A 21,956-nucleotide genomic window follows, 5' to 3' on the forward strand; every position below is an offset into this window, starting at 1 on the left:
AAAGATGACAGGACGCTGGTCAGCAGTGACGGGCACGGTCCGCGATCTCGGCATTCCGTTGCCGGGTCGGCGAGTCGACTACAACGTCTCCGGAAAGGTTGTCCTGATCACCGGGGGCGGGGACGGCATCGGATTTGCCCTGGCTCGCACAGTGCACTCGCGCGGCGCAACTGTGGCACTCGTCGATGTGAATGGATCGTCGCTCGCTGCGGCCAAGACCGCGTTGGGCTCGGACCGCGTGGTGACGGTGACAGCTGACGTTCGCGATCGCGAGGCCATGAGAGCGGCCGCGGACTCAGTCGTGAACCAACAAGGACGAGTAGATGTGGTGGTGGCCAATGCCGGAATCACTCCTCCCCCGGCAACATTGAGGCAGATCGACCCGGCTGAATTCGACCGGGTCATCGACGTCAATCTGATCGGTGTGTTCAACACCGTGCATCCACTGATCGACGAGGTCGTTCGCAATCGCGGGCACATCGTTGTCGTGTCGTCGGCAGCATCGTTTGCGCCCGGGGTTGGTGGCGCGTCGTACATGATCAGCAAGGCCGGTGTCGAAGCTCTGGGCCGCGCACTGCGTTTGGAAGTAGCTGGCCATGGCGCGACTGCTGGAGTTGCCTACTTCGGAATGGTCGATACACAACTGGCGCGGGCAACGCTCGACGATGACGAGATCGGACGCAAGCTCGACGCGATGCTTCCCGGTCCACTGCGTCACCGGATCTCCCCGGAGCGCGCGGCAACAGTGATCGCCGACGCCATCGCGCGCCGCGCCGGCAGAACGCTGGCGCCCGCTGCCTGGGAACCGTGGGCGTGGGGCCGCGGCTTCATCAACATCCTCGCCGACAGCTATCTGGCGCGGGATACGCAGACACAGAATCTCATTCGCGAACTCGAGACAAGAACCGACAACACCACCAGATCCAGGAGCGCCTCATGACCACACTGTGTTCAGCCTTCCAACGAGTCTCCGCCGTGGCGCCCGACGCCGTCGCCGTGAGAACCATCGGTGGTACCCAGACTTTGACGTGGCGCGACTACGCCGATCAGGTCCGTGACGTTGCAGCGGGATTGACCGGGATCGGAGTCGAACGGGGCGACACCGTTGCCCTGATGATGGGTAACCGGATCGAGTTCTATCCGATCGACGTGGGTGCCCAGCACGTCGGAGCCACCGCTTTTTCCATCTACAACACATCTTCGCCCGAAGCCATCCGCCACATTCTCACCAACTCGGGTGCGCGGGTTCTTATCTGCGAAGCGAAATACGTGGAGAAGGTCGAGCAGTCAGGGGCATCGGTCGAAACCATTGTCGTCATCGATGCCGATTACGCCGATCTTCCGGACGGAATCCTGACGCTTGATCAGCTGAAGGCCTGGGCTCCTGAGACATTCGACTTCGAATCAACATGGAACGCAGTACAACCCACTGACGTCGCGACCTTGATCTACACGTCCGGAACCACCGGAAACCCCAAGGGTGTCGAGTCGACGCATACCGCCATGTTGTTCGAAACCAACGCGGTCAGCAAAGTCCTACCCGTCGAATTCGGTGACCGCATCACGTCGTACATGCCATCCGCGCACATCGCGGATCGGATGACGTGTCTGTACATGCAGATGGTGTTCGGAACCGAAATCACCGTGGTACCCGACCCCTCGATGGTCGCGGCCGCACTTCCGGACTGCCGTCCCACCATCTGGGGCAGCGTTCCCCGAGTGTGGGAAAAGCTTAAGGTTGCAGTCGAATTGGCGGTGGCCAACGAACCCGACGACGCACGTCGCGGAGCGCTCCAGTGGGCGCTGGCCGTGGGAGGCAAGCGCCTCGCGCTGTTGCGGACCGGCGACGTTGTTCCCCCGGAATTGGAAGCGGAGTATGCCAAGGCAGATTCCATGGTCCTGTCCGCGTTGCGCGCAAAACTCGGCTTTGCCGAATTGAAATGGGCAATTTCCGGTGCCGCTCCAATTCCACCGGACACGCTGGCATTCTTTGCTGCACTGGGTATTCAGATTTCCGAGATCTGGGGCATGTCCGAGTTGACCTGCATCGCCAGCACCGCGCCGGCTGATCCCACCAAACTCGGGACGGTCGGAAAACTTCTTCCCGGCATGGACATGCGCATCGAGTCCGACGGTGAACTGCTCGTACGCGGCCCGCTGGTGATGAAGGGCTATCGCGGCGAGCCGAAAAAGACTGCTGAGGCACTCAGTTCCGACGGTTGGCTCTCGACCGGTGACATCGTCACCGCAGATTCCGACGGATACCTGACGGTGATCGATCGAAAGAAGGAATTGATCATCAACGCGTCGGGCAAGAACATGTCCCCGGCCGCAATCGAAACAGCCGTCAAGACGTCGTCATCGCTCATCGGCGAAGTAGTCACAATCGGTGACGGCCGACCGTTCAACACTGCACTGATCACGCTCAACGCGGAAGCTGCCCTGGATATCGCACGCACGCTGGGACTGGCGGCAGATGCTGCCGTGTTGGCCAAGGACTCCCGGATCGTCGACACCATTGCTACTGCTGTCGGAGAGGGGAATTCACGACTGTCGCGGGCGGAGCAGATCAAACGTTTCTGCGTACTGCCCACGTTCTGGGAGCCGGGAAGCGACGAACTGACTCCGACGATGAAGCTACGCCGCAAGCCCATCGCGGAGAAGTACTCTGTCGAAATCGCCGTTCTCTACACGGATTCCAGGACGGGCGACTTCTACGAACCGGCGCCCTGCGCGTAGATCAACGTTTCGGTAGCTTTCACGACAAACGTAGCGGCTGAGCCCGGAATCAAATCGAGCTCGGCCGCTGCGGTCGCGGTGATATCGGCCGACAGACCCGGCTGCCCTGCCTCGTCCTCGGCTCGCACCCGAACATTGGCTCCCCGGTTCTCGATTTCCGCGACCGTCACAGTGAACGCGTTTCGGGGGCTTCCGTGTGGAGGTTCGAGATAGACGGATACCGCTCGAGGCTCGAATACGGCGACGGCGGAACTACCTCGAGGCACGTCAATCTCGGCGATCCCGTAAATGTCGATACCGGACGAAGTACGAATCATGCCACCCCCCAGCATGTCTCCGGTTCGGAGGTTGACTCCGGCAATCCTCGCGGCAAAGGCACTACGTGGACGCGTAAGAACCGTGCGTACGTCACCACGTTCGACTATCCGCCCACCGTCCATAACCACCACTGCGTCCGCGAGAGCAAGTGCGTCGAGAGCATCATGTGTCACCAGAACGGCTGTGCGCTCGCCGGTTCGCAATACCCGGCGCAGCAACGACCGTAGGGCAGGGGCCGAGGCCACGTCCAGTGCCGCCATCGGCTCGTCGAGGAGAAGCAACTCCGGTTCTGCCGCCAGCGCCCGCGCGACGGCAACCCGCTGTGCCTGGCCCCCGGACAACTGCGACGGCTTTCGGTCTGCGAGTTCAGCGGCATCAACGGCGTCAAGCCAGCGGCGGGCAATCTCCGCCGATTCGCGCCGCGATCGACCGGCACTGCGAGGCGCAAACGCAACGTTGTCCGCCGCACTGAGATGAGGAAAGAGCAGTGCGTCCTGGGCAAGGAGCGCCGTACCGCGCTTGTGCGGCGGCAGGGCGATTCCGGCTGCGGTATCCGTGAGAACTCGCGAGTTGAGCTCGATCATCCCGCGATGTGGATGATGCAGTCCTGCAACAGCAGCCAGCACTGTGGATTTGCCGGCGCCGTTGGGCCCGAGAATCGCTGTCACTTCCCCGGCCACGACGTCGAACTTGGCGATAACGTCGCGTTCCGGTATCTCGACGTCGATGTGCAGTCCGCTCACAGTGATCCCGCCGTTCCGCGGCCGCGAACTGCAACGACGATCACCACTGCGACAACAACGAGCACCAGCGAAAGTGCCACGGCTGCATCCGGATCTGTCTCGCGCTGCAGATATATTTCCAGCGGCAGGGTTCGGGTCACACCTTGGAGGCTGCCGGCAAACGTCAGCGTCGCTCCGAATTCTCCGAGTGCTCGGGCAAACGCCAGGACCGCACCCGAAACGAGGCCGGGTAGCACCAGCGGAAGAGTCACTCTGCGAAGCACTGTGGTCGGTCTGGCCCCGAGCGTCGCGGCCACGGCCTCGTAGCGAGTTCCTGCCGTACGCAGCGCGCCTTCGAGGCTCACCACCAAGAAGGGTAGCGCAACAAAGGTTTGCGCCAACACGACAGCGGTCGTGGAGAAGGCGATCTGAATTCCGAGCACCTCCAGCTGCTCACCGATCAGCCCTTTACGGCCGAAGGTGTAGAGCAATGCGATGCCGCCCACGACCGGCGGCAAAACAAGAGGTAGGAGGATCAGCGACCGCAGAACCGACAGACCCCGAAAACTGCTGCGTGCCAGCACCACAGCCATCGGGACGCCAAAGAGAATGCAGAGAATCGTGCTCAGAGCGGCCGTCTTCAAGCTCAACTTCAACGCGGCAATCGACGATTCCGAGGTCACGAGTTGCCAGAACTGCGACCAGTGAACGGTCGACATCATCGCTATCAGCGGGACTATGACAAAAGCCCCGCCGATCAGCGCGGGGAGATAAATCCAGACTGGCAACCCGAGCGGAGCGCGAGTTGCCGGTTTGATTCGCATCACGGGGCGGCAAATCCTGCGTCACTCAGAACAGTGAGGCCCTTCGACCCCTTCACAAGTTCAACAAACTTTGTTGCGGTTGATGCATTCTTCGAATCCTTCAGCACCGCAACCTGGTACAGGTTGACCACCGTGGCGGCTTCGGGAAGTGCAATGGTCTCCACCTTGTCGCCGGCTGACTTTGCGTCCGTGACGTAGACGATTCCGGCATCAGCCTGACCTGAGGTGACCTTGTTCAGCACGTCGGTCACCGACGATTCCTCACTGACCGGCCTCAGTGCTTGGCCGGTAGCGTCTTCGACCTTCGTCGTGGCTGCGCCACACGGAACCTGCGGGGCACAGATCACCAATTGTGTTCCCTCTTGCGCCAAATCAGCGAACGACGTGATGCCCTTCGGATTTCCGGGCGGAACAACAATCGTGAGGGTATTGCTCGCGAAGTCCGATGGTGTTCCTTCTACGACGCCGGCGTCGGTGGCCTTCTTCATGTTTGCGGCGTCCGCTGAGGCAAATACATCGGCCGGAGCGCCCGCGATGATCTGCGCAACGAGGTCCGACGAGCCGGCAAAACTGAAAGTTACTGTGGATCCTGGGTTCTCGGACTCGAATTCCTTGCCGAGTTCGGTAAAAGTTCCCTTCAATGACGCTGCCGCAAAGACCGTGATGTTGCCGGTCACGCTTTCGGCTGTACTCGCAGGCGCGGTCGATGTCGTCGAACTGTCCGGACTGCTGCATCCAGTCACCAGGGCAAGCGAGAGTGCACCGGCGGCAACGATTCCGAGAATTCTTTTCATTGTTTCCCTTACGGCGTTTCTACGATGACAGTGGTGGCTTTTACTACGGCAACGGCGATGCTGCCGACTTCGAGACCGAGTTCACGGACTGCGTCGGTACTCATGAGCGAGACCACGGTGAACGGACCACATTGCATCTCGACCTGCGCCATGACTTTGTCTGTGACAACTTTGGTGACGAGGCCCGCAAACCTGTTGCGCGCCGAACTCCCACCGCTCAGTGGATCGGTCGGAGCGGGCGCGGAATTGGCGCGAGCAAACACAGCCAACTCGGCGCCGTCGATGACCTTGCGGCCCGCGTCGTCCGTCGAGGCGCTCAGTTGACCTCCGTCGACCCAGCGCCGGACGGTGTCGTCACTGACACCGAGCAGGCCGGCCGCTTCCCGGATTCGTATGTTGGGCACCACGTGATCGTAGGGTGTGACGCTGCACGAAACAAGACAATACAACCGCAGATACGTGACAAATAGGCAAATTGAAACGCACCTGCGGATATATCAGGGTCAGTCTTCCGCCCACGGGACACGGCAGGAGTCGGTACTGAAACCTTGCTCGGTAATCCCGAGCGCGGAGTACATCCGGGAGCGCATGTTCTCCAGGCCGATCTGATAGGTCAACTCCACCACCCCCGCCTTTCCGAACCGCCGCTCCAGATCCGCCACCTGCTCGTCGGTAACGCCGTGCTCACCGTGCGGATCCCCCGTCATCGCGTCGGCGTAGGCGATTGCTGCTTTTTCGTCATCGCTGTAGAGCGGCGAATCCTGGTAATGGGCAATCTCTTTCAACCTCGCCACATCGAGGCCGTCCAAGCGCGAGAGCATCGTGCCGAAGTCGACGCACCACGAACAACCCACCGTCCAGGCCACCCGGTAGACGGCAAGTTCGCGGACATTCACCGGTAGGACCGTCGACGCCTTCTTCACAGCCATTTCATGACGGGCTGCGGCGAGAAACAATTTCCGATGGTTGGCGAGAACTGCAAAAGGTTCGGGGACCTCACCGAACTGTCGGGCGGTGAACTTGTAAGCCACTTTGATCAGTGGGCCGGCATCAGTCGGCGCCACGGATGGAATGCGCGTCATCACAAACCTCCAGATTTCCTCGGCCGCCGTAATTCGACGCCGTCTACAGAGTTGGACGAGGAAGCAGTTCTAAACGTGACAGGGCAGCCCTCCTGCGGCGATGTGAAGATACAACTCCAGCCGACTAAGCTGCAGGGATGCCTTCGACGCCCCGCAACCGCACTGTCTCGCGTCTGCAGCCGTTCGCGTCCACGATCTTCGCTGAGATGACAGCACTGGCGACTCTTCACGACGCCGTCAACCTGGGGCAAGGATTTCCCGATACCGATGGCCCCGCTGCGATGCTCGAGGTAGCCAGGCGGGCAATCGCCGAGGGCGTCAATCAGTACCCTCCCGGACCGGGCATGCCCGTCCTGCGCCAGGCAATCGCTGCCGACAGACTTGCGCGCTACGGCCTGGGTTTCGACCCCGATTCCGAAGTGCTGGTCACGGTGGGTGCCACCGAAGCAATCAGCGCGGCAATCCTGGGTCTCGTGGAACCGGGAGAAGAAGTAGTTCTCATCGAGCCGTATTACGACTCGTATGCTGCATCGGTGGCCCTGGCCGGCGCCGTGCGTCGTACCGTTCCGCTGCTCACGTCGGGTGACAAATTTGTGGTCGACCTCGATGCGGTCAAGGCCGCGATCACCCCGAACACGAAGATGCTGGTAGTCAACAGCCCCCACAACCCCACGGGAACTGTATTCACCGAGGCAGAACTGCGGGCACTCGCAGAGATTGCGTGCGAACGCGATCTGATCGTGTTGAGCGACGAGGTCTACGAGCATCTGGTGTTCGACGATCTCACGCACACCCCGATGGCGTCGTTGCCCGGAATGCGCGAACGAACGGTCACAGTGTCCAGCGCCGCAAAGACTTTCAACGTCACAGGCTGGAAGACTGGATGGGCGATCGGCCCACGTGAGCTCATCGACGGCGTACGCGCAGCAAAACAATTCATGTCGTTTGTTGCCGGCGCTCCGTTCCAGCCTGCGGTGGCCTACGCATTGACCAACGAACAGCAGTGGGTCGCAGACCTCCGAACCAGTCTGCAATCCAAGCGTGACGTGCTGAGCGACGCTCTGTCCGACGCGGGATTCACCGTGCATTCCGGCGGCGGCACCTACTTCCTCCTCGCGGACATTCGCCCCCTGGGCGAAACCGATGCCGGAGATTTCTGCCGTGCGCTTCCGGAACGCATCGGAGTCGCTGCCGTCCCGGTGGACGTGTTTGCCGACAACCGTGACAACTGGAAACACCTGGTGCGGTTTGCGTTCTGCAAGCAAGACCACATTCTCTCCGAAGCTGCACGCCGCCTCCATCTGCTGCAGGGAGCCGCTCACCCATGAGCGCCCGGACCATCCCCACAGCATTTGTCCAGCGCTACCTCATGTTCTCGCCCGACAACAACATCGATCTGTCGAACGCGTTGCGGGCAGCGGGGATTGACCTCGCCACCCTGTCCGACCCGCGCGCACGCCTGACCCCCGCCCAGGTGACAACCTTCGTTCAAACCACCTGGCAACTCACCGACGACGAATTGTTCGGCCTCGGCGGCGCTCCGGTTCCACGAGGAACATTTCGGCTGATCTGCCTGACATTGATTCACTGCCGCGATCTCGGTACCGCCTTCGCCCGGATGGCTGACGTGATCCGCGCATTGCCCGGTCTGGCACCCTTGTCGATCGAGACCGGCGAGGACAGCACCCGCATCAGTTTTTCCGTCCAACCAAGAGCTGAAATTTCCGAACCGGATGTGGCAGCACGTGTTACAACCGATTTTGTCCTCATCCTGCTTCACCGTTTTGCGGCCTGGCTGATCGGCAAACGCGTGCGACTTCGCGCCGTCGAATTCCCCTACGCAGCCCCCGATGCCCGGTTGGCTCAGGACTACGACTACATCTTCGGTGCACCCGTCACGTTCGGTGCATCGCGCGCAGCTTTGGAATTCGACAACTCCGCGATGCGGGCACCGATAATCCAGACTGAGGAATCCCTCGAGGAGTATCTACGCGAATCTCCGATTCAGCTGATGTCTGAGCGCGACTACGACAGCAGAGCATCAGCACAAGTGCGTCGAGTCATCGAACTCGGCGTGAAGGGTCGCACCTCGACGGCAGACGAGATTGCCGAGATGCTCTCGATCAGCGTGCCTCATCTGCGAAGGTTGCTTCGCCGCGAAGGTACGTCACTGAATCAATTGCGCGAAGAAGTGCTCCGAGATATCGCGATCGCCGGACTGGGACGCGGCGAGTCCGTCGAACTACTCTCGTCCCGCCTCGGATTTTCCGAGCCCAGCGCCTTCCGTCGCGCCTTCAAGCGATGGACCGGCGATACTCCTAGCTCCTACCGCTAGCTGACGCAGAATTCGTTGCCTTCCGGGTCCGACATGGTGATCCACACACTCGGGCCTTGTTGTCCACGGTGCAGAACCTTCGCGCCAACCGTCTCCAGGTGGGCGGCCACATCCTCGCGGTTGTCCCCCACCCGGATGTCGAAATGGAGGCGGTTCTTCACGGTTTTTGATTCCGGCACGAGTTGGAAGAGAACCCGTGGCCGTTCCGAATGCTCCGGATCGCTGATAGCGGCGCCTTCTCTCCAGACGAGCACGCCCTCGAACGTCGTGGTGTCGGATTCTTGCGCGTGACCAGCGGCGACGAGGCCTCTGATGAAGTCCTCATCGCTCGGCTCGACTGCCCATCCGAGTGCACTAGCCCACCATTTAGCCTGCTCATGCGGGTGTGCAGAATCTACTGTGACTTGAAATTCATATCCCATGTTCTGACGTTAACGCTGCCCACCGACATTCCGTTTCAGTCCACACTCTTGATCGTCTTCATCGTGATGAGCGAGGTCACCCGCGACACCGCCGGCAGGCCGCTGAGTTTGGTGGCCAAGAACTGTTCGTAGGTCGCGAGATCCTTGACTGCGACGCGGATGAAGTAGTCGGGGATCCCGAAGAGTCGTCGACATTCGATCACCTCGTCGAAGGCTGCCACACGCGATTCGAAATCCTCGATGGTGGCTTGGTCGTTGACGCTGATCTCCGCGGTCACGATCACCTGAAACCCCCGGTCGAGGGCTTCCGGACTAACAACAGCCCGGTAGCCGGTGATGACACCGTCGGCCTCGAGTTTCTTGACCCGACGTAGGCACGGCGACGGCGTCAGCCCCACCAGATCAGCCAATTCCGTGTTGGTCAGACTGGAGTCCTGACGGAGGTGGAACAAAATTGCGTCATCCATGGCATCCATGCGGATATTATTGCGCAGAATTCAAAATTTGCGCATTCTGGGCAATCGTAAACCTCGCATTTTGTACTACATTTTCGTGGTGATCGAATCATCAACATCGACGGACACAACTGCCGTCGATGCCCACTCTCAGAGCCCGGCGTGGCAACGCGCCTTTCAGCTGTCACTGCCGGTCGGCATCGGCCTGTTGCCGCTCGGCGTTGCCCTCGGCGTCCTTGTTGTACAACAGGGCCTGAATCCTTGGTGGGCAATAGTTTTCACCTCGTTGATCTACGCCGGATCACTCGAGTTCATTGCGGTCGGCATGGTTGCCGCAATGACCCCGCTGCCATACATCGCACTGACGGCATTGCTGGTCAACTTTCGACATGTCTTCTACGCGTTGAGCTTTCCGCTGAACAAGGTGCAGAATCCTCTCGCGCGCTTCTACAGCATGTTCGCCCTCACGGATGAGGCCTACGCAATGTCGGTCACCACCGACCCTAAAGCGCTGTCGGGCCGTGTCATCGTTTTCTCCCAACTCTTCCTGCACAGCTACTGGGTTGGCGGCGCAATTCTCGGAGCTACGGCCGGGCAGTGGATTCCCGATTCCCTTGTCGGCCTGGATTTTGCGCTCACAGCACTGTTTGTCGTCTTGTCGATCGAGGCGATGCGCGCCCAGAGCGGATTCGTGATTCCCGCGGCAGCAGTAACCTGCGCTCTGCTGGCTCGTCTGATCGCACCCGAGCACGTCCTGCCGATCGCAATGGGCGGGTTTGTTGCGTTCCTGATCGTCCGTTACGTCGTCAACCAGCGAACAATTCAGCACAAGGCGAGCACCGATGCCTGACACCACGTACATCTTCAGTGCCGTCGCGACGATGGCGATCGTTACATTCGCGTTGCGCGCCATACCGTTTGCAGTGTTGAAACCTCTCCGTTCGTCGGCGCTCGTCGCCTACCTCGGCATCTACATGCCGGCCGGGATCATGCTGATCCTGGTGATGTACTCGCTGAAAAACGTCTCGGTCACCGGCCCGTCGCACGGGATTCCGGAATTGGTTGCCGTCGCGGTCACCGCCGGAATCCACTTGTGGCGCAAGAATGCGGTCCTGAGCATCGTCGTCGGCACAGCCTTGTACGTGGGCATGGTCAATACCGTTTTTGCGTGACTCACTGCCCATCCGGAAGCAAAGCACCTTTACTCCCAGATGGGCAATTTGTAACCTGAATACCCTTATCTGAACAGCTGAACACATATACGATTTCAGTGGTGCAAATCGGTCCACAACTCGAAATCGGCGGTGTTCGATGACGACGACAAACGCGACAGGGACAAGAATCATCGGCGCGTGGCGGAGCTTGGACCGCCCCCAGCGTCGCAGCATCATCGGAATGACTGTCACAGTAGTGGCGCTCAACGCCCTCGGCTGGGGCGTCCTCCTCGGCCTGGTAGTCCCTGGTCATTACACGATCGAAGGCAGCGTCTTCGGCATCGGACTCGGCGTCACTGCCTACACGCTCGGAATGCGCCATGCATTCGACGCCGACCATATTGCGGCCATCGACAACACCACACGCAAACTTGTGGCCGACGGTAAAAAACCTATGTCCGTAGGGTTTTGGTTCTCACTCGGGCACTCAACGATCGTCTTCGTTCTCGTAGCCCTGCTTGCGCTGGGCGTCCGTCAGTTGGCCTCGAGCCTCTCCGACGACAATTCCGATCTCGCAAAGTGGACCGGCCTATTTGGAACCACCATTTCCGGCACCTTCCTCATCCTGATCGGCGTCCTGAATCTTGTGTCGCTCATCGGGATTCACCGCGTCTACACCAAATACAAGGCGGGAAATTTCGACGAGGAGCAACTCGAGAAGGAGTTGGACAACCGCGGAGCCCTGAACAAGATTCTGGGACCGGTCATGAAAATGGTGCGCAAACCCTGGCACATGTACCCCGTGGGATTGCTCTTCGGTTTGGGCTTCGACACCGTCACTGAAGTCGGACTCCTGGTGATAGCCGGCGGCGCCGCCGTGACCGGATTGCCCTGGTACTCGATCATGGTCCTGCCAATTCTCTTCTGCGCAGGCATGGCTCTGTTCGACTCGATCGACGGATCGTTCATGAACTTCGCCTATGGCTGGGCCTTTGCGCAGCCGGTCCGAAAGATCTACTACAACATGGTGATCACAGGCTTGTCCGTCGCAGTCGCTCTACTCATCGGAACACAGGAAATCATCTCGATCTTCACCGAGAAACTCGATATCGATACCGGAATTCTGGGTGCCGTCGGAAATCTCGATTTGGGTGCGATGGGTTTCATCATCGTGGGGTTATTCGTCGTCACCTGGCTCGTAGCCGTCGCGGTATGGAAGTTGGGCCGTATCGAGGAGCGTTGGCAAGCGCAATCTGCGGCGGCAGCTGAATCTGCGTAGGTTTCGCCGCCGAACTTCGTGGGTACAGAACGAGAGCGGCCGCAATTTCGGAGCGAGGGGTCTGCCGCAAAGTAGGTCTGCCGCCCGGCTGTCACTCGCCGGGAGGTGGGCCGCCCTCCACCTCCAGCAGAGAATCCGCGACATTGAAGCGGCTAAGCTCCGCCACAGTTATAGAACATATGTTCGATAACGGGTGTACCGTGGATCCTATGACCGCCATGATGCAACCGTCGCTCTTCGACAACGGTGACCTCGGCGTCTCGTTGGCCGATCTCGACCACACCCTGCAGCGACGCCGCCTCACAGCAGGCGCGTGGGTCGATCATCGGCCGGCTTGGCTGACGGGGTCGGCAGCAGTTTTCGACAACCTCGAGAATTCCGTACCCTGGCGCGCCGAACGACGCCAGATGTACGACCGTGTCGTCGATGTCCCCCGTCTGGTGCGTTTCTACAACGAGAACGAACCTCTACCGGATCCCCTACTCGCCGAGGCGAAAAACGCATTGAGCCGGCATTACCGCGACGAACTCGGCGAACCGTTCACCACGTCCGGCCTGTGCTTCTACCGCGACGGCTCCGACAGCGTCGCCTGGCACGGAGACGACACCGGGCGTAGTCGCACGGAAGACACGATGGTGGCCATCCTGTCGCTCGGCGCAGCCCGCCCGCTACTGCTTCGGCCGCGCGGCGGTGGTGAATCGATCCGCTTCAACCTCGGTCATGGCGATCTTCTGGTCATGGGCGGTTCATGCCAACGGACGTGGGAGCACTGCGTACCCAAGAGCGCCCGCGCACTCGGCCCCAGAATCAGCGTTCAGTTCCGCACTCTCGGAGTCAGGTAACGGCACAATCCAGACCGGCCCCGTCACCACACAAGGCCAGCTGCCGGACGCCGGCGACGGCCGCATCTCCAGGGCGTCCTTGAGGAAACTGACCGGTTTCCCTGCATATGGGCGGTTTGACATTCGTATGTGAGCCACTCAACAATCATGCGAACAACCCGTGAACATGTGTTCGTTATACGAACAATGGCTCTTCCGTCTATGTCCTGGAGAAAGCAATGAGCACTATCGAACGACCCGCGACACGCGTTCGCGCCGCGATGTGGGTCGCCCCACTGTGTTGGATCGCCGTCCTCCTCGACGGATTCGACCTCGTGGTCCTGGGTGCAGTCATCCCCTCGCTGCGCGAGTACGGCGACTGGAATCTGAGCACAAGCGCGATCACGATCATTTCGACGTTCGGCCTCGTCGGCATGACGATCGGTGCACTGACCATCGGCACCCTCACCGACATCATCGGTCGACGCAAGGCACTGATCTATTCGGTCGCGGCCTTCTCGCTGTTGACGCTGCTGTGCGCAGTTGCACCCAACCCGTTCATCTTCGGAGCGCTCCGCTTCCTCGCCGGAATCGGCCTGGGCGGCGCACTTCCCACCGCGTTGGTCCTGGTGAACGAATTCTCGAAGAAGCAAGGCGGAGGCTCTGCCTCCACGATGCTGATGACCGGCTACCACGTCGGAGCCGTCGCCACCGCAGCTCTCGCCCTCGTGCTGATCGACCCGTTCGGCTGGCATTCGATGTTCATCGTCGGCGCAGCACCGGCGCTGGTGCTGATTCCGTTGATGATCAAGTACTTGCCGGAATCGCCGGCTTACCTGCTCGCCCACGGCCGTCGTGAAGAGGCCGAACAAATCGCCGCGCAGTACGGACTCGTACTCGAGGCCGCGCCGGCCGCCGATGCATCCGCTGATGCACCCGTCGCAAGCGCAACCAACCCGGTCAAGATGCTCTTCTCGCCGAAGTTCCTGCGGAACAGCATCGCTATCTGGGTCACTTCGTTCATGGGTCTGCTTCTCGTCTACGGCCTCAACACCTGGCTACCGACGATCATGCGTGAGGCCGGCTACGAACTCGGTGCAGCTCTGACGTTCCTGCTGATCCTCAATGCCGGTGCCGTCGTCGGCCTGCTCGTCGCGGGCCGCGTTGCCGACAAGGTCGGCCCCCGCACGGCTGCCATCGTGTGGTTCACCGGTGCGGCCATCTTCCTGGCGCTGCTCAGTGTCAAGGCAGGCGGCGCCATCTACGTCATGGTGTTCCTGGCCGGCTGCTTCGTCTTCAGCGCCCAGGTGCTCGTGTATGCCTTCACCAGCGCAAACCATCCCGCGCACATCCGCGCGACGGCCCTCGGATGGTCGGCCGGCGTCGGACGTCTCGGCGCAATCTGCGGCCCGATCCTCGGCGGCGCACTGCTCGGTGCCGGATACGCAGTGCCGTGGGGCTTCTACGCCTTTGCACTGGTCGGCCTGATCGGTCTGGTTGCGATCTCCTCGACCCGCAACATCGGTACTGACGCCCCCTGACGTCCGGACCAGTAGGCAAGAGTCGGTAGACGAGACATTCTCGTCTACCGACTTTTCTTGTATCCGAACGAGATTCAACCTCGAGAGCCTCAGGAAATCACTACATATCTCGAAACGCCGAGGACGATACTGCGAGCGTGAAAAAGTAAACTTTCACTCAGTGAAATTGACACTAGCTAGGCCATGAGCTGAGAGGCGAAGGTAGTGGGAATCGCCAAAACCAATCCTCAGCACAACCAGGAGTCTTCACATGGCCACCACGCGCACCCAGGTCGGAATCATCGGAGGTGGCCCGGCCGGCCTCATGCTCTCGCACCTATTGCACCTGCAGGGCATTGATTCCGTGGTACTCGAATCCCGTACCCGCGTGGAGGTCGAAGGCACGATCCGTGCCGGTGTACTCGAGCAGAACACTGTCGATCTCATGGTGGACACCGGTCTCGGTGACCGGTTGAAGCGAGAAGGGTTGGAGCATCACGGAATCGAATTGCGTTTCGGTGGTCGCGGACATCGCATCGCGTTCGACGAATTGACAGATGGTCGCGCGGTCACGGTCTATCCCCAGCACGAGGTACTCAAGGATCTGATCGAACGTCGCCTTGCAGACGGCGGCGACATTCGCTTCGGAGTCTCCGAAGCCCGCGTCCACGGCCACGAATCAGATACCCCGAGTATCACTTTCGTCGATTCCGACGGAAACGAGCAAAAGCTCGATTGCGCTCTTGTAGCCGGTTGCGACGGTTCTCGAACCGAAACGCGGAAGCTCATCCCCGAATCCACGGTACGGACCGATCATTTCCGCCAGTACCCGTTCGCCTGGTTCGGAATCCTCGCGGAAGCACCGCCGTCATCGGACGAACTGATCTACGCCAATCATGAGCGCGGTTTCGCACTGATCAGCACTCGCACTCCCGACGTTCAGCGCCACTACCTTCAGGTCGACCCCAACGATTCCGTGGACAACTGGTCCGACGATCGAATCTGGGATGAATTGCACCAGCGCGTCGACGGCGAAGGCGCAGAGATCAAGGACGGCAAGATCTTTCAGAAGTCGATTCTTCAGTTCCGCAGTTTCGTCTGCGAGCCGATGCAGCACGGCAATCTGTTCCTCGCCGGCGACGCCGCACATACCGTGCCACCTACCGGCGCGAAGGGCATGAATCTTGCCATCGCAGACGTCTTTGTGCTCTCGAAGGCGATGGACCACTTCTTCGTGAACTCGGATCGAAAGCTGTTGGAGGCCTACACCGCGACGGTCCTTCCGCGAATCTGGCGGACGCAGCACTTCTCGTGGTGGATGTCGTCGATGCTCCATCGACTGCCCGACGAATCAGGTTTCGGTCACCGCCGCCAGTTGGCTGAACTCGACATGGTGACCCGTTCTGTCGCGGGCCGCACACTGATCGCCGAGAACTACGTCGGCACACCCCTGATCTTCTAGTGCCGGCTCGAATGGTCGTCGACTGTCAGTCACAATAAAGAGGTGACAGTCGATGACCGTTCCCTGATCGGCCGCGCATTTACCGTGCTCGGCGCATTCGACGCCGGCTCTCCCCGGTTGAGCCAATCCGAGATCAGTCGGCGTACCGGTCTGCCGCTACCGACTGTTCACCGATTGTGTGGGCAACTGATCGTCCATCGCGCACTCGAGCGAATGGATGACGGTAAGTACGAGATCGGTGTGCGCCTCTGGGAACTCGGGGCACTGGCGCCGGGCGCTCACGGTTTGCGGCACGTGGCGTTGCCCTTCCTCGAAGACCTCTACGAAGCCACTCACGAGAACGTGCAACTGGTAGTTCGTGAGGGCGTCGAGGCCTTGTATCTCGAACGCTTGTCGGCACACTCTGCTGTCTCGGTGATCGGCAGAGCCGGCGGGAGGTTGCCCCTCCACGCGTCAAGCGGAGGATTGATTCTGCTGGCCCACGGCGGTGCCGAACTCCTTGATCGAGTACTCGACCGAGGGCTGGAATCGTTTACCCCTCAAACCATTACCTCCGAACACGTGCTGCGCACCAAACTCGACGACATCCGACGCACCGGCTTTGTCACCTGCCGTGAGCACTTGAACGCCGGAACACTCGCCTTGGCCGCACCGGTCCGAAAAGGTCGGGGGTCCGTCGTCGCGGCCGTGTCGATTGTCGTTCCGGTAGAGCATGATCCAGCTCCACTGGTCCCGGCATTGATTGCTGCGGCACGCGGCATCTCACGAAGAATCGATCTGGCATTCCTCGACTGATCGGCGCGGGAACTATGCGAACCCGCGCCGTATCAACCTCCGTCAGAGAATCAGTTTCGCACCGGTCGCAGCAACTACGTCGTCGACGCTCACACCCGGCGCCGTTTCGACCAGAGCCAGACCGTCGGCAGTCACGTCGATAACAGCCATGTCCGTGATGATCCGCTGAACGCAACCCTTGCCGGTCAACGGAAGTGAGCACTCTTCGACGATCTTGTGCTCACCCATCTTGGAGACGTGTTCCATCATGACAATGACGCGCTTTGCCCCGTGGACCAGATCCATCGCGCCGCCCATCCCCTTGACCATGTGGCCGGGAATCATCCAGTTCGCGAGGTCACCAGTTGCACTGACCTGCATGGCACCGAGCACCGCGACGTCTACCTGACCGCCGCGGATCATGCCGAACGAGGCCGAGGAGTCGAAGAACGACGCACCAGGGAGAACCGTGATGGTTTCCTTACCTGCATTGATCAATTCCGGATCGAGTTCATCTTCGGTCGGGTACGGTCCGACACCCAAAACGCCGTTCTCCGAATGCAATACGACGGTGATGTCAGTCGGAAGATAATTCGGAACCAGGGTCGGCATGCCGATGCCGAGGTTCACGTACTGCCCGTCCTCGAGTTCGCGTGCGACTCGCGCCGCCATCTCTTCACGGGTGAGTTTGGTGGGTGTCACTGCGGTCATGCTCGTACCGTCCGATTCTCGATGCCGACGTTCACGGGGCCGACGTGGACCACTCGCTGAACATGGATGCCGGGGGTGTGAATTTCGGCAGGATCGAGTTCGCCCGGCTCGACGAGGTGCTCTACCTGAGCGATGGTGATCCGACCCGACGTTGCCGCAGCAGGATTGAAGTTCTGTGTGCTCGCGCGGTAGACGAGGTTGCCGTGGCGATCACCCTTCCACGCATGAACGAGTGCGTAGTCGGCGACGATGCCGCGTTCCATCACGTAAGTAACACCGTCGAACTCGCGAGTTTCCTTGGGCGGGCTGGCAAGTGCGATGCCGCCATTACCGTCGTAGCGCAGTGGCAGGCCACCGTCGGCAACCTGAGTACCGACACCCGCCGGAGTGAAGAATGCCGGAATACCCGCTCCGCCGGCGCGCATGCGCTCGGCGAGTGTTCCCTGCGGCGTGAGTTCGACTTCCAATTCACCGCCGAGGTACTGGCGGGCGAACTCCTTGTTGGAGCCGACGTACGAGCTGATAGTCCGGCGGATCCGCCCGTGTTCGAGGAGCACACCAAGCCCGAAGCCGTCGGTACCGCAGTTGTTGCTCACGGTCTCGATCGACGTCGCGCCTTGCTCGAGCAGTGCATTGATGAGGATTTCCGGCACTCCGACGAGCCCGAATCCTCCGACAGCAATAGTTACGCCGTCCGGCACGTCCGCGACGGCCTCGGCTGCAGTGGGAATGACTTTGTCCATCATGTTTATGACAGTAGCGCGAAGCGTGCGTATTGTGAACCCCAGTACGCATTGCGAACACTGCTAGGGCTCAGCGTCTCACAGGAGATGCCCGCAACTACCGCCCGAACTTTGCCGGACGTTTGTTCTGGAAAGCGCTGACACCTTCGGCAAAGTCGGCACCCGCCAGCAGTTCCAGCTGACCCGATCGCTCGCGCTTGAAAGCAGCGTCGAGTTGACCGAGCGTGGCGTCGTTGATCGCGTCTTTCGTCCGATGAAAGGCAGTTGCCGGGCCGTCGACCAGACGGCGAGCGAGAACCTCGACCTCCGCATCGAATTCACCGTCCGCATACACCTGGGCAATGAGCCCGGCCTGCAAAGCATCCGATGCAGTAAGCCGCTCAGCCAACAGCGACATCCGCATCGCTCGCGCGCGACCGACCGATGCCGCAACCAGTGCCGTGGCACCACCGTCGGGCATCAGCCCGATCCTGGCGAAGGCCAGCAGGAAGTAGCTGGATTCGGAGGTCACCGTGAGGTCGCAGGCCAACGCCAGCGACACTCCGACACCGGCAGCCGGACCGCGCACAGCCCCGATCACCGGACGCGGAAACGCCCGAATGGTGGCGACGACTCGATTGGCTGCGTCGATGGTCTCGGGCGACGACGGGCTGGACAGATCCACGCCCGCCAAGTCGGCACCGGTGCAGAAGGCCCGCCCGGAACCGGCGAGAACTGCGACCCGTACGTGCGGGTCGTCCGAATGCCGCTCGAATGCATCGACTATCGCGTCGAGCGTTTCGACATTGACGGCATTCATGCTGGCAGGGCGGCTGATTGTGACGCGAAGAATGTTGTCCTCGACAGTGCAAACGACACCGGGATCGACGGTGGTCATGGCGAATTCCTTTACGTAGCACTGGACACGAGAACCAGATTTTTGACCTGCGGCCGCCCAGATGGTAGCTATTTAGCGAGCGTTAAGTAACCATAGTACAGATTTAAGGAGTCCCTGTGGCCGACGAATCGATCACTGCCGAGCCCGCCGCTCTCTACGAGCGCCGAGGACCAATCGCAATCATCACCCTGAATCGTCCACGCGCGCTTAACGCGGTCAACGGCGAGCTGGCGACAGCCGTCGGCACACTGATCGAGCAGGCCGACACGGACAATGACGTCCGCGTCATCGTCATCACCGGCGCCGGACGCGCTTTCTGCGCGGGCGCCGATCTGAAAGCACTCGGTAGCGGCGCGTCACTCGATGCCGACGGCCATCCGGAGTGGGGCTTCGCGGGGTACGCCCAGCACTGGGTGAGCAAGCCGACCATCGCCGCAGTCAACGGATTTGCGCTGGGCGGCGGCACAGAACTCGTCCTTGCGTCGGACCTCGCCGTCATCGACGAGCAGGCACAACTGGGCCTGCCGGAGGTCAAGCGCGGACTGTTTGCCGCAGCCGGCGGCGTGATTCGCATGCAGCAGCAGATTCCCCGCAAAATCGCTCTCGAACTCGCACTCACCGGCGAACCCATCAGTGCCGCCGACGGACTGGCCCTGGGCCTGGTCAACCGGGTGGCACCGGCTGGTACAGCCCTCGAACTGGCCCTCGAACTGGCCGAACAGATCGCTGCGAACGCCCCCCTCTCGGTCCGCGAGTCGAAGGCCATGATCCACCGCACTGCTAATTCTTCGGATTGGGAGCAGGACGCGTGGGACAAGAACGCTCAGGCCATGAAAGTGGTCTTCACCAGCGCTGACGCCCAGGAAGGCCCGAAGGCCTTCGCTGAAAAGCGTCCACCGGCATGGCAGGGACGCTGACCTCAATCGAGTCACCTTCCGCTCCAAGACAATCGCCCTACACACGCCGGGTTCCCATCACCACCCGACGTGCCTGAACACCGAGCCTGAGGCAGAAACCCGATGCAACGTAAGCACTTCGAAGCCGACCACGAGGACTACCGCGCAACCGTCCGCGAATTCCTCGCCCGTCAGATCGAACCTCACTACGCGAAGTGGGAAGAGGATCGGCTTGTCGACCGCACGGCGTGGGTCGCTGCCGGCGCGGCCGGCATCCTCGGCCTCAACATCCCCGAAGAATACGGCGGCGCGGGCGTCACCGATTATCGGTTCCGGCATGTCGCGTTCGAAGAATTCGCCCGCACCGGCACTACGTCGTTCGGCTCCGGCCTGAGTGTGCACGACGACATCGTCGTCCCGTACATCCTGCATCTCGGCACCGAGGAGCAGAAGGCCCGCTGGCTGCCTCGAATGGCTAGCGGTGAGGTGATCACCGCGATCGCCATGACCGAACCCGGTGCCGGCTCGGACCTGCAAGGCGTTCGGACTTCCGCAGTTCGGGACGGCGACGAGTGGGTAATCAACGGCCAGAAGACGTTCATTACCAACGGAATCCACTCCGATTTTGTGATCGTCGTGTGTCGCACCGATCCGGACGCCGGGTCGAGGGGCTTCTCACTGATTGCCGTCGAACGCGGCGCTCCCGGGTTCACCCGCGGACGCAAGCTCCACAAGGTCGGACTGGCCGCTCAGGACACCGCAGAACTTGTCTTCGAGAACGTGCGCGTTCCGGCGGAGAACCTCCTCGGCGCCGAAGGCAAGGGATTCCAGCACCTGATGGAAAACCTTCCGCTCGAGCGGATCTCCATCGCAGTGTCGGCAATCGTGGCTGCCCGCGCGGCCTACGAGTGGACCAAGAACTACGTGTTCGAACGAAAGGCGTTCGGAAAGCCGATCGGCGATCTTCAGAACACCCGATTCGCCCTTGCGGAAATGCGTACGGAAATCGAGGTGACCGAATCACATATCGACCGTGCAGTTATCGCGTTGAATGCCGACGAGCTCACGGCAGTTGATGCGTCGATGAGCAAGTGGTGGGCGACGGAACTTCAGAAACGCATCGTCGACCGCTGCGTGCAGTTGCACGGGGGCTACGGCTACATGATGGAATACCCGATCGGCCGTGCCTACGTCGATTCCCGGATTCAGACCATCTACGGCGGCACCACCGAGATCATGAAGGAAATCATTGGCCGGGACATCGCCGCCGAGTTTCGCTGACTCGAGATCCTTGAACAGGATTGACGGACAAGGCCGTTCACGTCACTGATGGCCGAGCGGACCGATGCGCTCGGTCTCGGACTCACCAAGTTCGAGACCGAGTGCGCCGATACACATCTGATCCAAAGTATCGAGCAGGCTCACCTCGTCCGCCTCGTCGCCCTGGACCAACCACAGATACAGGGTGTGGTCGACCATCGCCGCCATAGCGCGGGCAGCCATGACCGGATCGAGGGATGCTCGGACGTCGCCCTGCTCCTGCCAGCGAGCGATAGCCCGGGCCGTCCGATCGATCAGCTGGCGACGATGTTCGTGGCGAAGTTCGCGAAATTCGGTGTTGAATGTCGCGACCTGTTCAACAATGGCCATGAGCTTCGCATTGCGGCGGTACGCCTGGTAGTACAGCCGGTTGGTGGCAATCAATCTCTCCGCGGGAGACAGGTCGGGATCGAGAGGTTCACGGCGATGCACGTCGTCGAAGAGCCTGGTGCTCAACTCTTGGAACACGTCGTCTTTCGACTCGAAGTACCGGTAGAAGGTTCCGTAGGAGACTGACGCTTCCTGAGCTATCTGCTCGACGCGGGTTTCGAGAAACCCAACGTCCTCGAAGACCTTGCGCGCTGCGTCGAGCACGCTGTCCCGCGTCTTTCGACCCCGCGCAGTCAGGGTGTCGACGGACGGCGGCGCTGAGGGTGTGCCGGCAGATAACTTACTCACCGTCATGAGTCTCCAAGAAACTGACATGAC

General features: G+C 60.8%; 24 protein-coding genes. 13 read left to right on the forward strand and 11 right to left on the reverse strand.

The annotated features are described in order from the left end of the window. Window positions 1-4 precede the first annotated feature (4 nt). A complete protein-coding gene (locus MTX36_RS16300; protein WP_243620778.1) occupies window positions 5-940 on the forward strand; it encodes an SDR family oxidoreductase in 936 nt (311 codons plus the stop codon). Beyond that, entirely contained in the window at window positions 937-2,739 is a 1,803-nt protein-coding gene (gene fadD11, locus MTX36_RS16305; RefSeq protein WP_243620779.1) for a fatty acid--CoA ligase FadD11, read from the forward strand. The genes MTX36_RS16300 and fadD11 overlap by 4 nt, the downstream gene beginning before the upstream one ends. Here fadD11 and MTX36_RS16310 read toward each other — a convergent pair. The 5 genes from MTX36_RS16310 to MTX36_RS16330 form a co-directional block, all read right to left on the reverse strand. After that, the gene (locus tag MTX36_RS16310) at window positions 2,715-3,800 is read right to left on the reverse strand and encodes a sulfate/molybdate ABC transporter ATP-binding protein (RefSeq protein ID WP_243620780.1); all 1,086 of its coding nucleotides are present in this window, start codon (window positions 3,798-3,800) and stop codon (window positions 2,715-2,717) included. The genes fadD11 and MTX36_RS16310 overlap by 25 nt on opposite strands. Beyond that, the gene (locus tag MTX36_RS16315; protein ID WP_243620828.1) at window positions 3,797-4,603 is read right to left on the reverse strand and encodes an ABC transporter permease; all 807 of its coding nucleotides are present in this window, start codon (window positions 4,601-4,603) and stop codon (window positions 3,797-3,799) included. Before MTX36_RS16315 ends, MTX36_RS16310 begins: the two co-directional genes overlap by 4 nt. Continuing rightward, window positions 4,603-5,397: a molybdate ABC transporter substrate-binding protein gene (modA, locus tag MTX36_RS16320; RefSeq protein WP_243620781.1), complete on the reverse strand. Its 795-nt coding sequence runs from the start codon at window positions 5,395-5,397 to the stop codon at window positions 4,603-4,605. Before modA ends, MTX36_RS16315 begins: the two co-directional genes overlap by 1 nt. A gap of 8 nt (window positions 5,398-5,405) precedes the next feature. Beyond that, a complete protein-coding gene (locus MTX36_RS16325) occupies window positions 5,406-5,801 on the reverse strand; it encodes a molybdopterin-binding protein (protein ID WP_243620782.1) in 396 nt (131 codons plus the stop codon). A gap of 99 nt (window positions 5,802-5,900) precedes the next feature. Beyond that, window positions 5,901-6,479: a carboxymuconolactone decarboxylase family protein gene (locus tag MTX36_RS16330; protein WP_243620783.1), complete on the reverse strand. Its 579-nt coding sequence runs from the start codon at window positions 6,477-6,479 to the stop codon at window positions 5,901-5,903. Between the two features lie 137 nt (window positions 6,480-6,616). On the opposite strand from MTX36_RS16330, the gene MTX36_RS16335 reads away from it, so the two are divergent. Both MTX36_RS16335 and MTX36_RS16340 read left to right on the forward strand, forming a co-directional pair. Continuing rightward, on the forward strand, window positions 6,617-7,807 hold the full coding sequence (locus tag MTX36_RS16335) for a pyridoxal phosphate-dependent aminotransferase (protein ID WP_243620784.1): 1,191 nt from the start codon (window positions 6,617-6,619) through the stop codon (window positions 7,805-7,807). Beyond that, entirely contained in the window at window positions 7,804-8,814 is a 1,011-nt protein-coding gene (locus MTX36_RS16340; RefSeq protein WP_243620785.1) for an AraC family transcriptional regulator, read from the forward strand. The genes MTX36_RS16335 and MTX36_RS16340 overlap by 4 nt, the downstream gene beginning before the upstream one ends. Here the strand turns inward: MTX36_RS16340 and MTX36_RS16345 are convergent. After that, on the reverse strand, window positions 8,811-9,236 hold the full coding sequence (locus MTX36_RS16345; RefSeq protein ID WP_243620786.1) for a VOC family protein: 426 nt from the start codon (window positions 9,234-9,236) through the stop codon (window positions 8,811-8,813). The genes MTX36_RS16340 and MTX36_RS16345 overlap by 4 nt on opposite strands. Window positions 9,237-9,271: 35 nt before the next feature. Further along, window positions 9,272-9,712, reverse strand: coding sequence for an Lrp/AsnC family transcriptional regulator (locus MTX36_RS16350; protein ID WP_094271399.1), 441 nt, complete (start codon window positions 9,710-9,712; stop codon window positions 9,272-9,274). Between the two features lie 76 nt (window positions 9,713-9,788). On the opposite strand from MTX36_RS16350, the gene MTX36_RS16355 reads away from it, so the two are divergent. From MTX36_RS16355 to MTX36_RS16385, 7 genes are all read left to right on the forward strand, one after another. Continuing rightward, complete coding sequence (locus tag MTX36_RS16355; RefSeq protein ID WP_374230495.1) at window positions 9,789-10,541, forward strand: AzlC family ABC transporter permease; 753 nt, start codon at window positions 9,789-9,791, stop codon at window positions 10,539-10,541. After that, a complete protein-coding gene (locus MTX36_RS16360) occupies window positions 10,534-10,863 on the forward strand; it encodes a branched-chain amino acid transporter permease (protein ID WP_094271398.1) in 330 nt (109 codons plus the stop codon). The genes MTX36_RS16355 and MTX36_RS16360 overlap by 8 nt, the downstream gene beginning before the upstream one ends. A 190-nt stretch (window positions 10,864-11,053) precedes the next feature. Next, complete coding sequence (locus MTX36_RS16365) at window positions 11,054-12,124, forward strand: HoxN/HupN/NixA family nickel/cobalt transporter (RefSeq protein WP_243620829.1); 1,071 nt, start codon at window positions 11,054-11,056, stop codon at window positions 12,122-12,124. A gap of 209 nt (window positions 12,125-12,333) precedes the next feature. Continuing rightward, on the forward strand, window positions 12,334-12,966 hold the full coding sequence (locus MTX36_RS16370) for an alpha-ketoglutarate-dependent dioxygenase AlkB (protein ID WP_243620788.1): 633 nt from the start codon (window positions 12,334-12,336) through the stop codon (window positions 12,964-12,966). A 218-nt stretch (window positions 12,967-13,184) separates the two neighbouring features. After that, the gene (locus MTX36_RS16375; protein WP_243620789.1) at window positions 13,185-14,486 is read left to right on the forward strand and encodes an aromatic acid/H+ symport family MFS transporter; all 1,302 of its coding nucleotides are present in this window, start codon (window positions 13,185-13,187) and stop codon (window positions 14,484-14,486) included. A 250-nt stretch (window positions 14,487-14,736) separates the two neighbouring features. After that, window positions 14,737-15,927 (forward strand): 4-hydroxybenzoate 3-monooxygenase, encoded by a 1,191-nt coding sequence (locus MTX36_RS16380; protein ID WP_243620790.1) that lies wholly within the window; start codon window positions 14,737-14,739, stop codon window positions 15,925-15,927. 42 nt (window positions 15,928-15,969) lie between these two features. Beyond that, entirely contained in the window at window positions 15,970-16,722 is a 753-nt protein-coding gene (locus MTX36_RS16385) for an IclR family transcriptional regulator (RefSeq protein ID WP_243620791.1), read from the forward strand. 42 nt (window positions 16,723-16,764) lie between these two features. On the opposite strand, the gene MTX36_RS16390 is transcribed toward MTX36_RS16385, so the two are convergent. From MTX36_RS16390 to MTX36_RS16400, 3 genes are all read right to left on the reverse strand, one after another. Then, window positions 16,765-17,412, reverse strand: a complete 648-nt coding sequence (locus MTX36_RS16390; RefSeq protein WP_243620792.1) for a CoA transferase subunit B — start codon at window positions 17,410-17,412, stop codon at window positions 16,765-16,767. Continuing rightward, window positions 17,409-18,155, reverse strand: coding sequence for a CoA transferase subunit A (locus MTX36_RS16395; RefSeq protein WP_243620830.1), 747 nt, complete (start codon window positions 18,153-18,155; stop codon window positions 17,409-17,411). Before MTX36_RS16395 ends, MTX36_RS16390 begins: the two co-directional genes overlap by 4 nt. 97 nt (window positions 18,156-18,252) lie before the next feature. Next, a complete protein-coding gene (locus MTX36_RS16400; protein WP_243620793.1) occupies window positions 18,253-19,032 on the reverse strand; it encodes an enoyl-CoA hydratase in 780 nt (259 codons plus the stop codon). Between the two features lie 116 nt (window positions 19,033-19,148). Here MTX36_RS16400 and MTX36_RS16405 point away from each other — a divergent pair, with 116 nt between their 5' ends. Continuing rightward, the gene (locus MTX36_RS16405; protein WP_243620794.1) at window positions 19,149-19,949 is read left to right on the forward strand and encodes a crotonase/enoyl-CoA hydratase family protein; all 801 of its coding nucleotides are present in this window, start codon (window positions 19,149-19,151) and stop codon (window positions 19,947-19,949) included. A 102-nt stretch (window positions 19,950-20,051) separates the two neighbouring features. Further along, entirely contained in the window at window positions 20,052-21,209 is a 1,158-nt protein-coding gene (locus tag MTX36_RS16410) for an acyl-CoA dehydrogenase family protein (protein WP_243620795.1), read from the forward strand. Between the two features lie 42 nt (window positions 21,210-21,251). On the opposite strand, the gene MTX36_RS16415 is transcribed toward MTX36_RS16410, so the two are convergent. Continuing rightward, window positions 21,252-21,932 carry a TetR/AcrR family transcriptional regulator gene (locus MTX36_RS16415; RefSeq protein ID WP_279394693.1) on the reverse strand — a complete coding sequence of 227 codons (681 nt, stop codon included), beginning with the start codon at window positions 21,930-21,932 and terminating at the stop codon, window positions 21,252-21,254. Window positions 21,933-21,956 lie beyond the last annotated feature (24 nt).

It is taken from the genome of Rhodococcus sp. ARC_M6 (assembly GCF_022810305.1).
In the GTDB taxonomy this organism is placed as follows: Bacteria; Actinomycetota; Actinomycetes; order Mycobacteriales; family Mycobacteriaceae; genus Rhodococcus_F.

Coding starts and splice junctions, on each gene's coding strand:
- MTX36_RS16375 (WP_243620789.1), top strand. CDS start 13,185: ATGAGCACTATCGAACGACCCGCGACACGCGTTCGCGCCGCGATGTGG.
- fadD11 (WP_243620779.1), top strand. CDS start 937: ATGACCACACTGTGTTCAGCCTTCCAACGAGTCTCCGCCGTGGCGCCC.
- MTX36_RS16415 (WP_279394693.1), bottom strand. CDS start 21,932: ATGACGGTGAGTAAGTTATCTGCCGGCACACCCTCAGCGCCGCCGTCC.
- MTX36_RS16345 (WP_243620786.1), bottom strand. CDS start 9,236: ATGGGATATGAATTTCAAGTCACAGTAGATTCTGCACACCCGCATGAG.
- MTX36_RS16400 (WP_243620793.1), bottom strand. CDS start 19,032: ATGACCACCGTCGATCCCGGTGTCGTTTGCACTGTCGAGGACAACATT.
- MTX36_RS16370 (WP_243620788.1), top strand. CDS start 12,334: ATGACCGCCATGATGCAACCGTCGCTCTTCGACAACGGTGACCTCGGC.
- MTX36_RS16350 (WP_094271399.1), bottom strand. CDS start 9,712: ATGGATGCCATGGATGACGCAATTTTGTTCCACCTCCGTCAGGACTCC.
- MTX36_RS16335 (WP_243620784.1), top strand. CDS start 6,617: ATGCCTTCGACGCCCCGCAACCGCACTGTCTCGCGTCTGCAGCCGTTC.
- MTX36_RS16300 (WP_243620778.1), top strand. CDS start 5: ATGACAGGACGCTGGTCAGCAGTGACGGGCACGGTCCGCGATCTCGGC.
- MTX36_RS16360 (WP_094271398.1), top strand. CDS start 10,534: ATGCCTGACACCACGTACATCTTCAGTGCCGTCGCGACGATGGCGATC.
- MTX36_RS16340 (WP_243620785.1), top strand. CDS start 7,804: ATGAGCGCCCGGACCATCCCCACAGCATTTGTCCAGCGCTACCTCATG.
- MTX36_RS16315 (WP_243620828.1), bottom strand. CDS start 4,603: ATGCGAATCAAACCGGCAACTCGCGCTCCGCTCGGGTTGCCAGTCTGG.
- MTX36_RS16330 (WP_243620783.1), bottom strand. CDS start 6,479: ATGACGCGCATTCCATCCGTGGCGCCGACTGATGCCGGCCCACTGATC.
- MTX36_RS16410 (WP_243620795.1), top strand. CDS start 20,052: ATGCAACGTAAGCACTTCGAAGCCGACCACGAGGACTACCGCGCAACC.
- MTX36_RS16380 (WP_243620790.1), top strand. CDS start 14,737: ATGGCCACCACGCGCACCCAGGTCGGAATCATCGGAGGTGGCCCGGCC.
- MTX36_RS16395 (WP_243620830.1), bottom strand. CDS start 18,155: ATGGACAAAGTCATTCCCACTGCAGCCGAGGCCGTCGCGGACGTGCCG.
- modA (WP_243620781.1), bottom strand. CDS start 5,397: ATGAAAAGAATTCTCGGAATCGTTGCCGCCGGTGCACTCTCGCTTGCC.
- MTX36_RS16390 (WP_243620792.1), bottom strand. CDS start 17,412: ATGACCGCAGTGACACCCACCAAACTCACCCGTGAAGAGATGGCGGCG.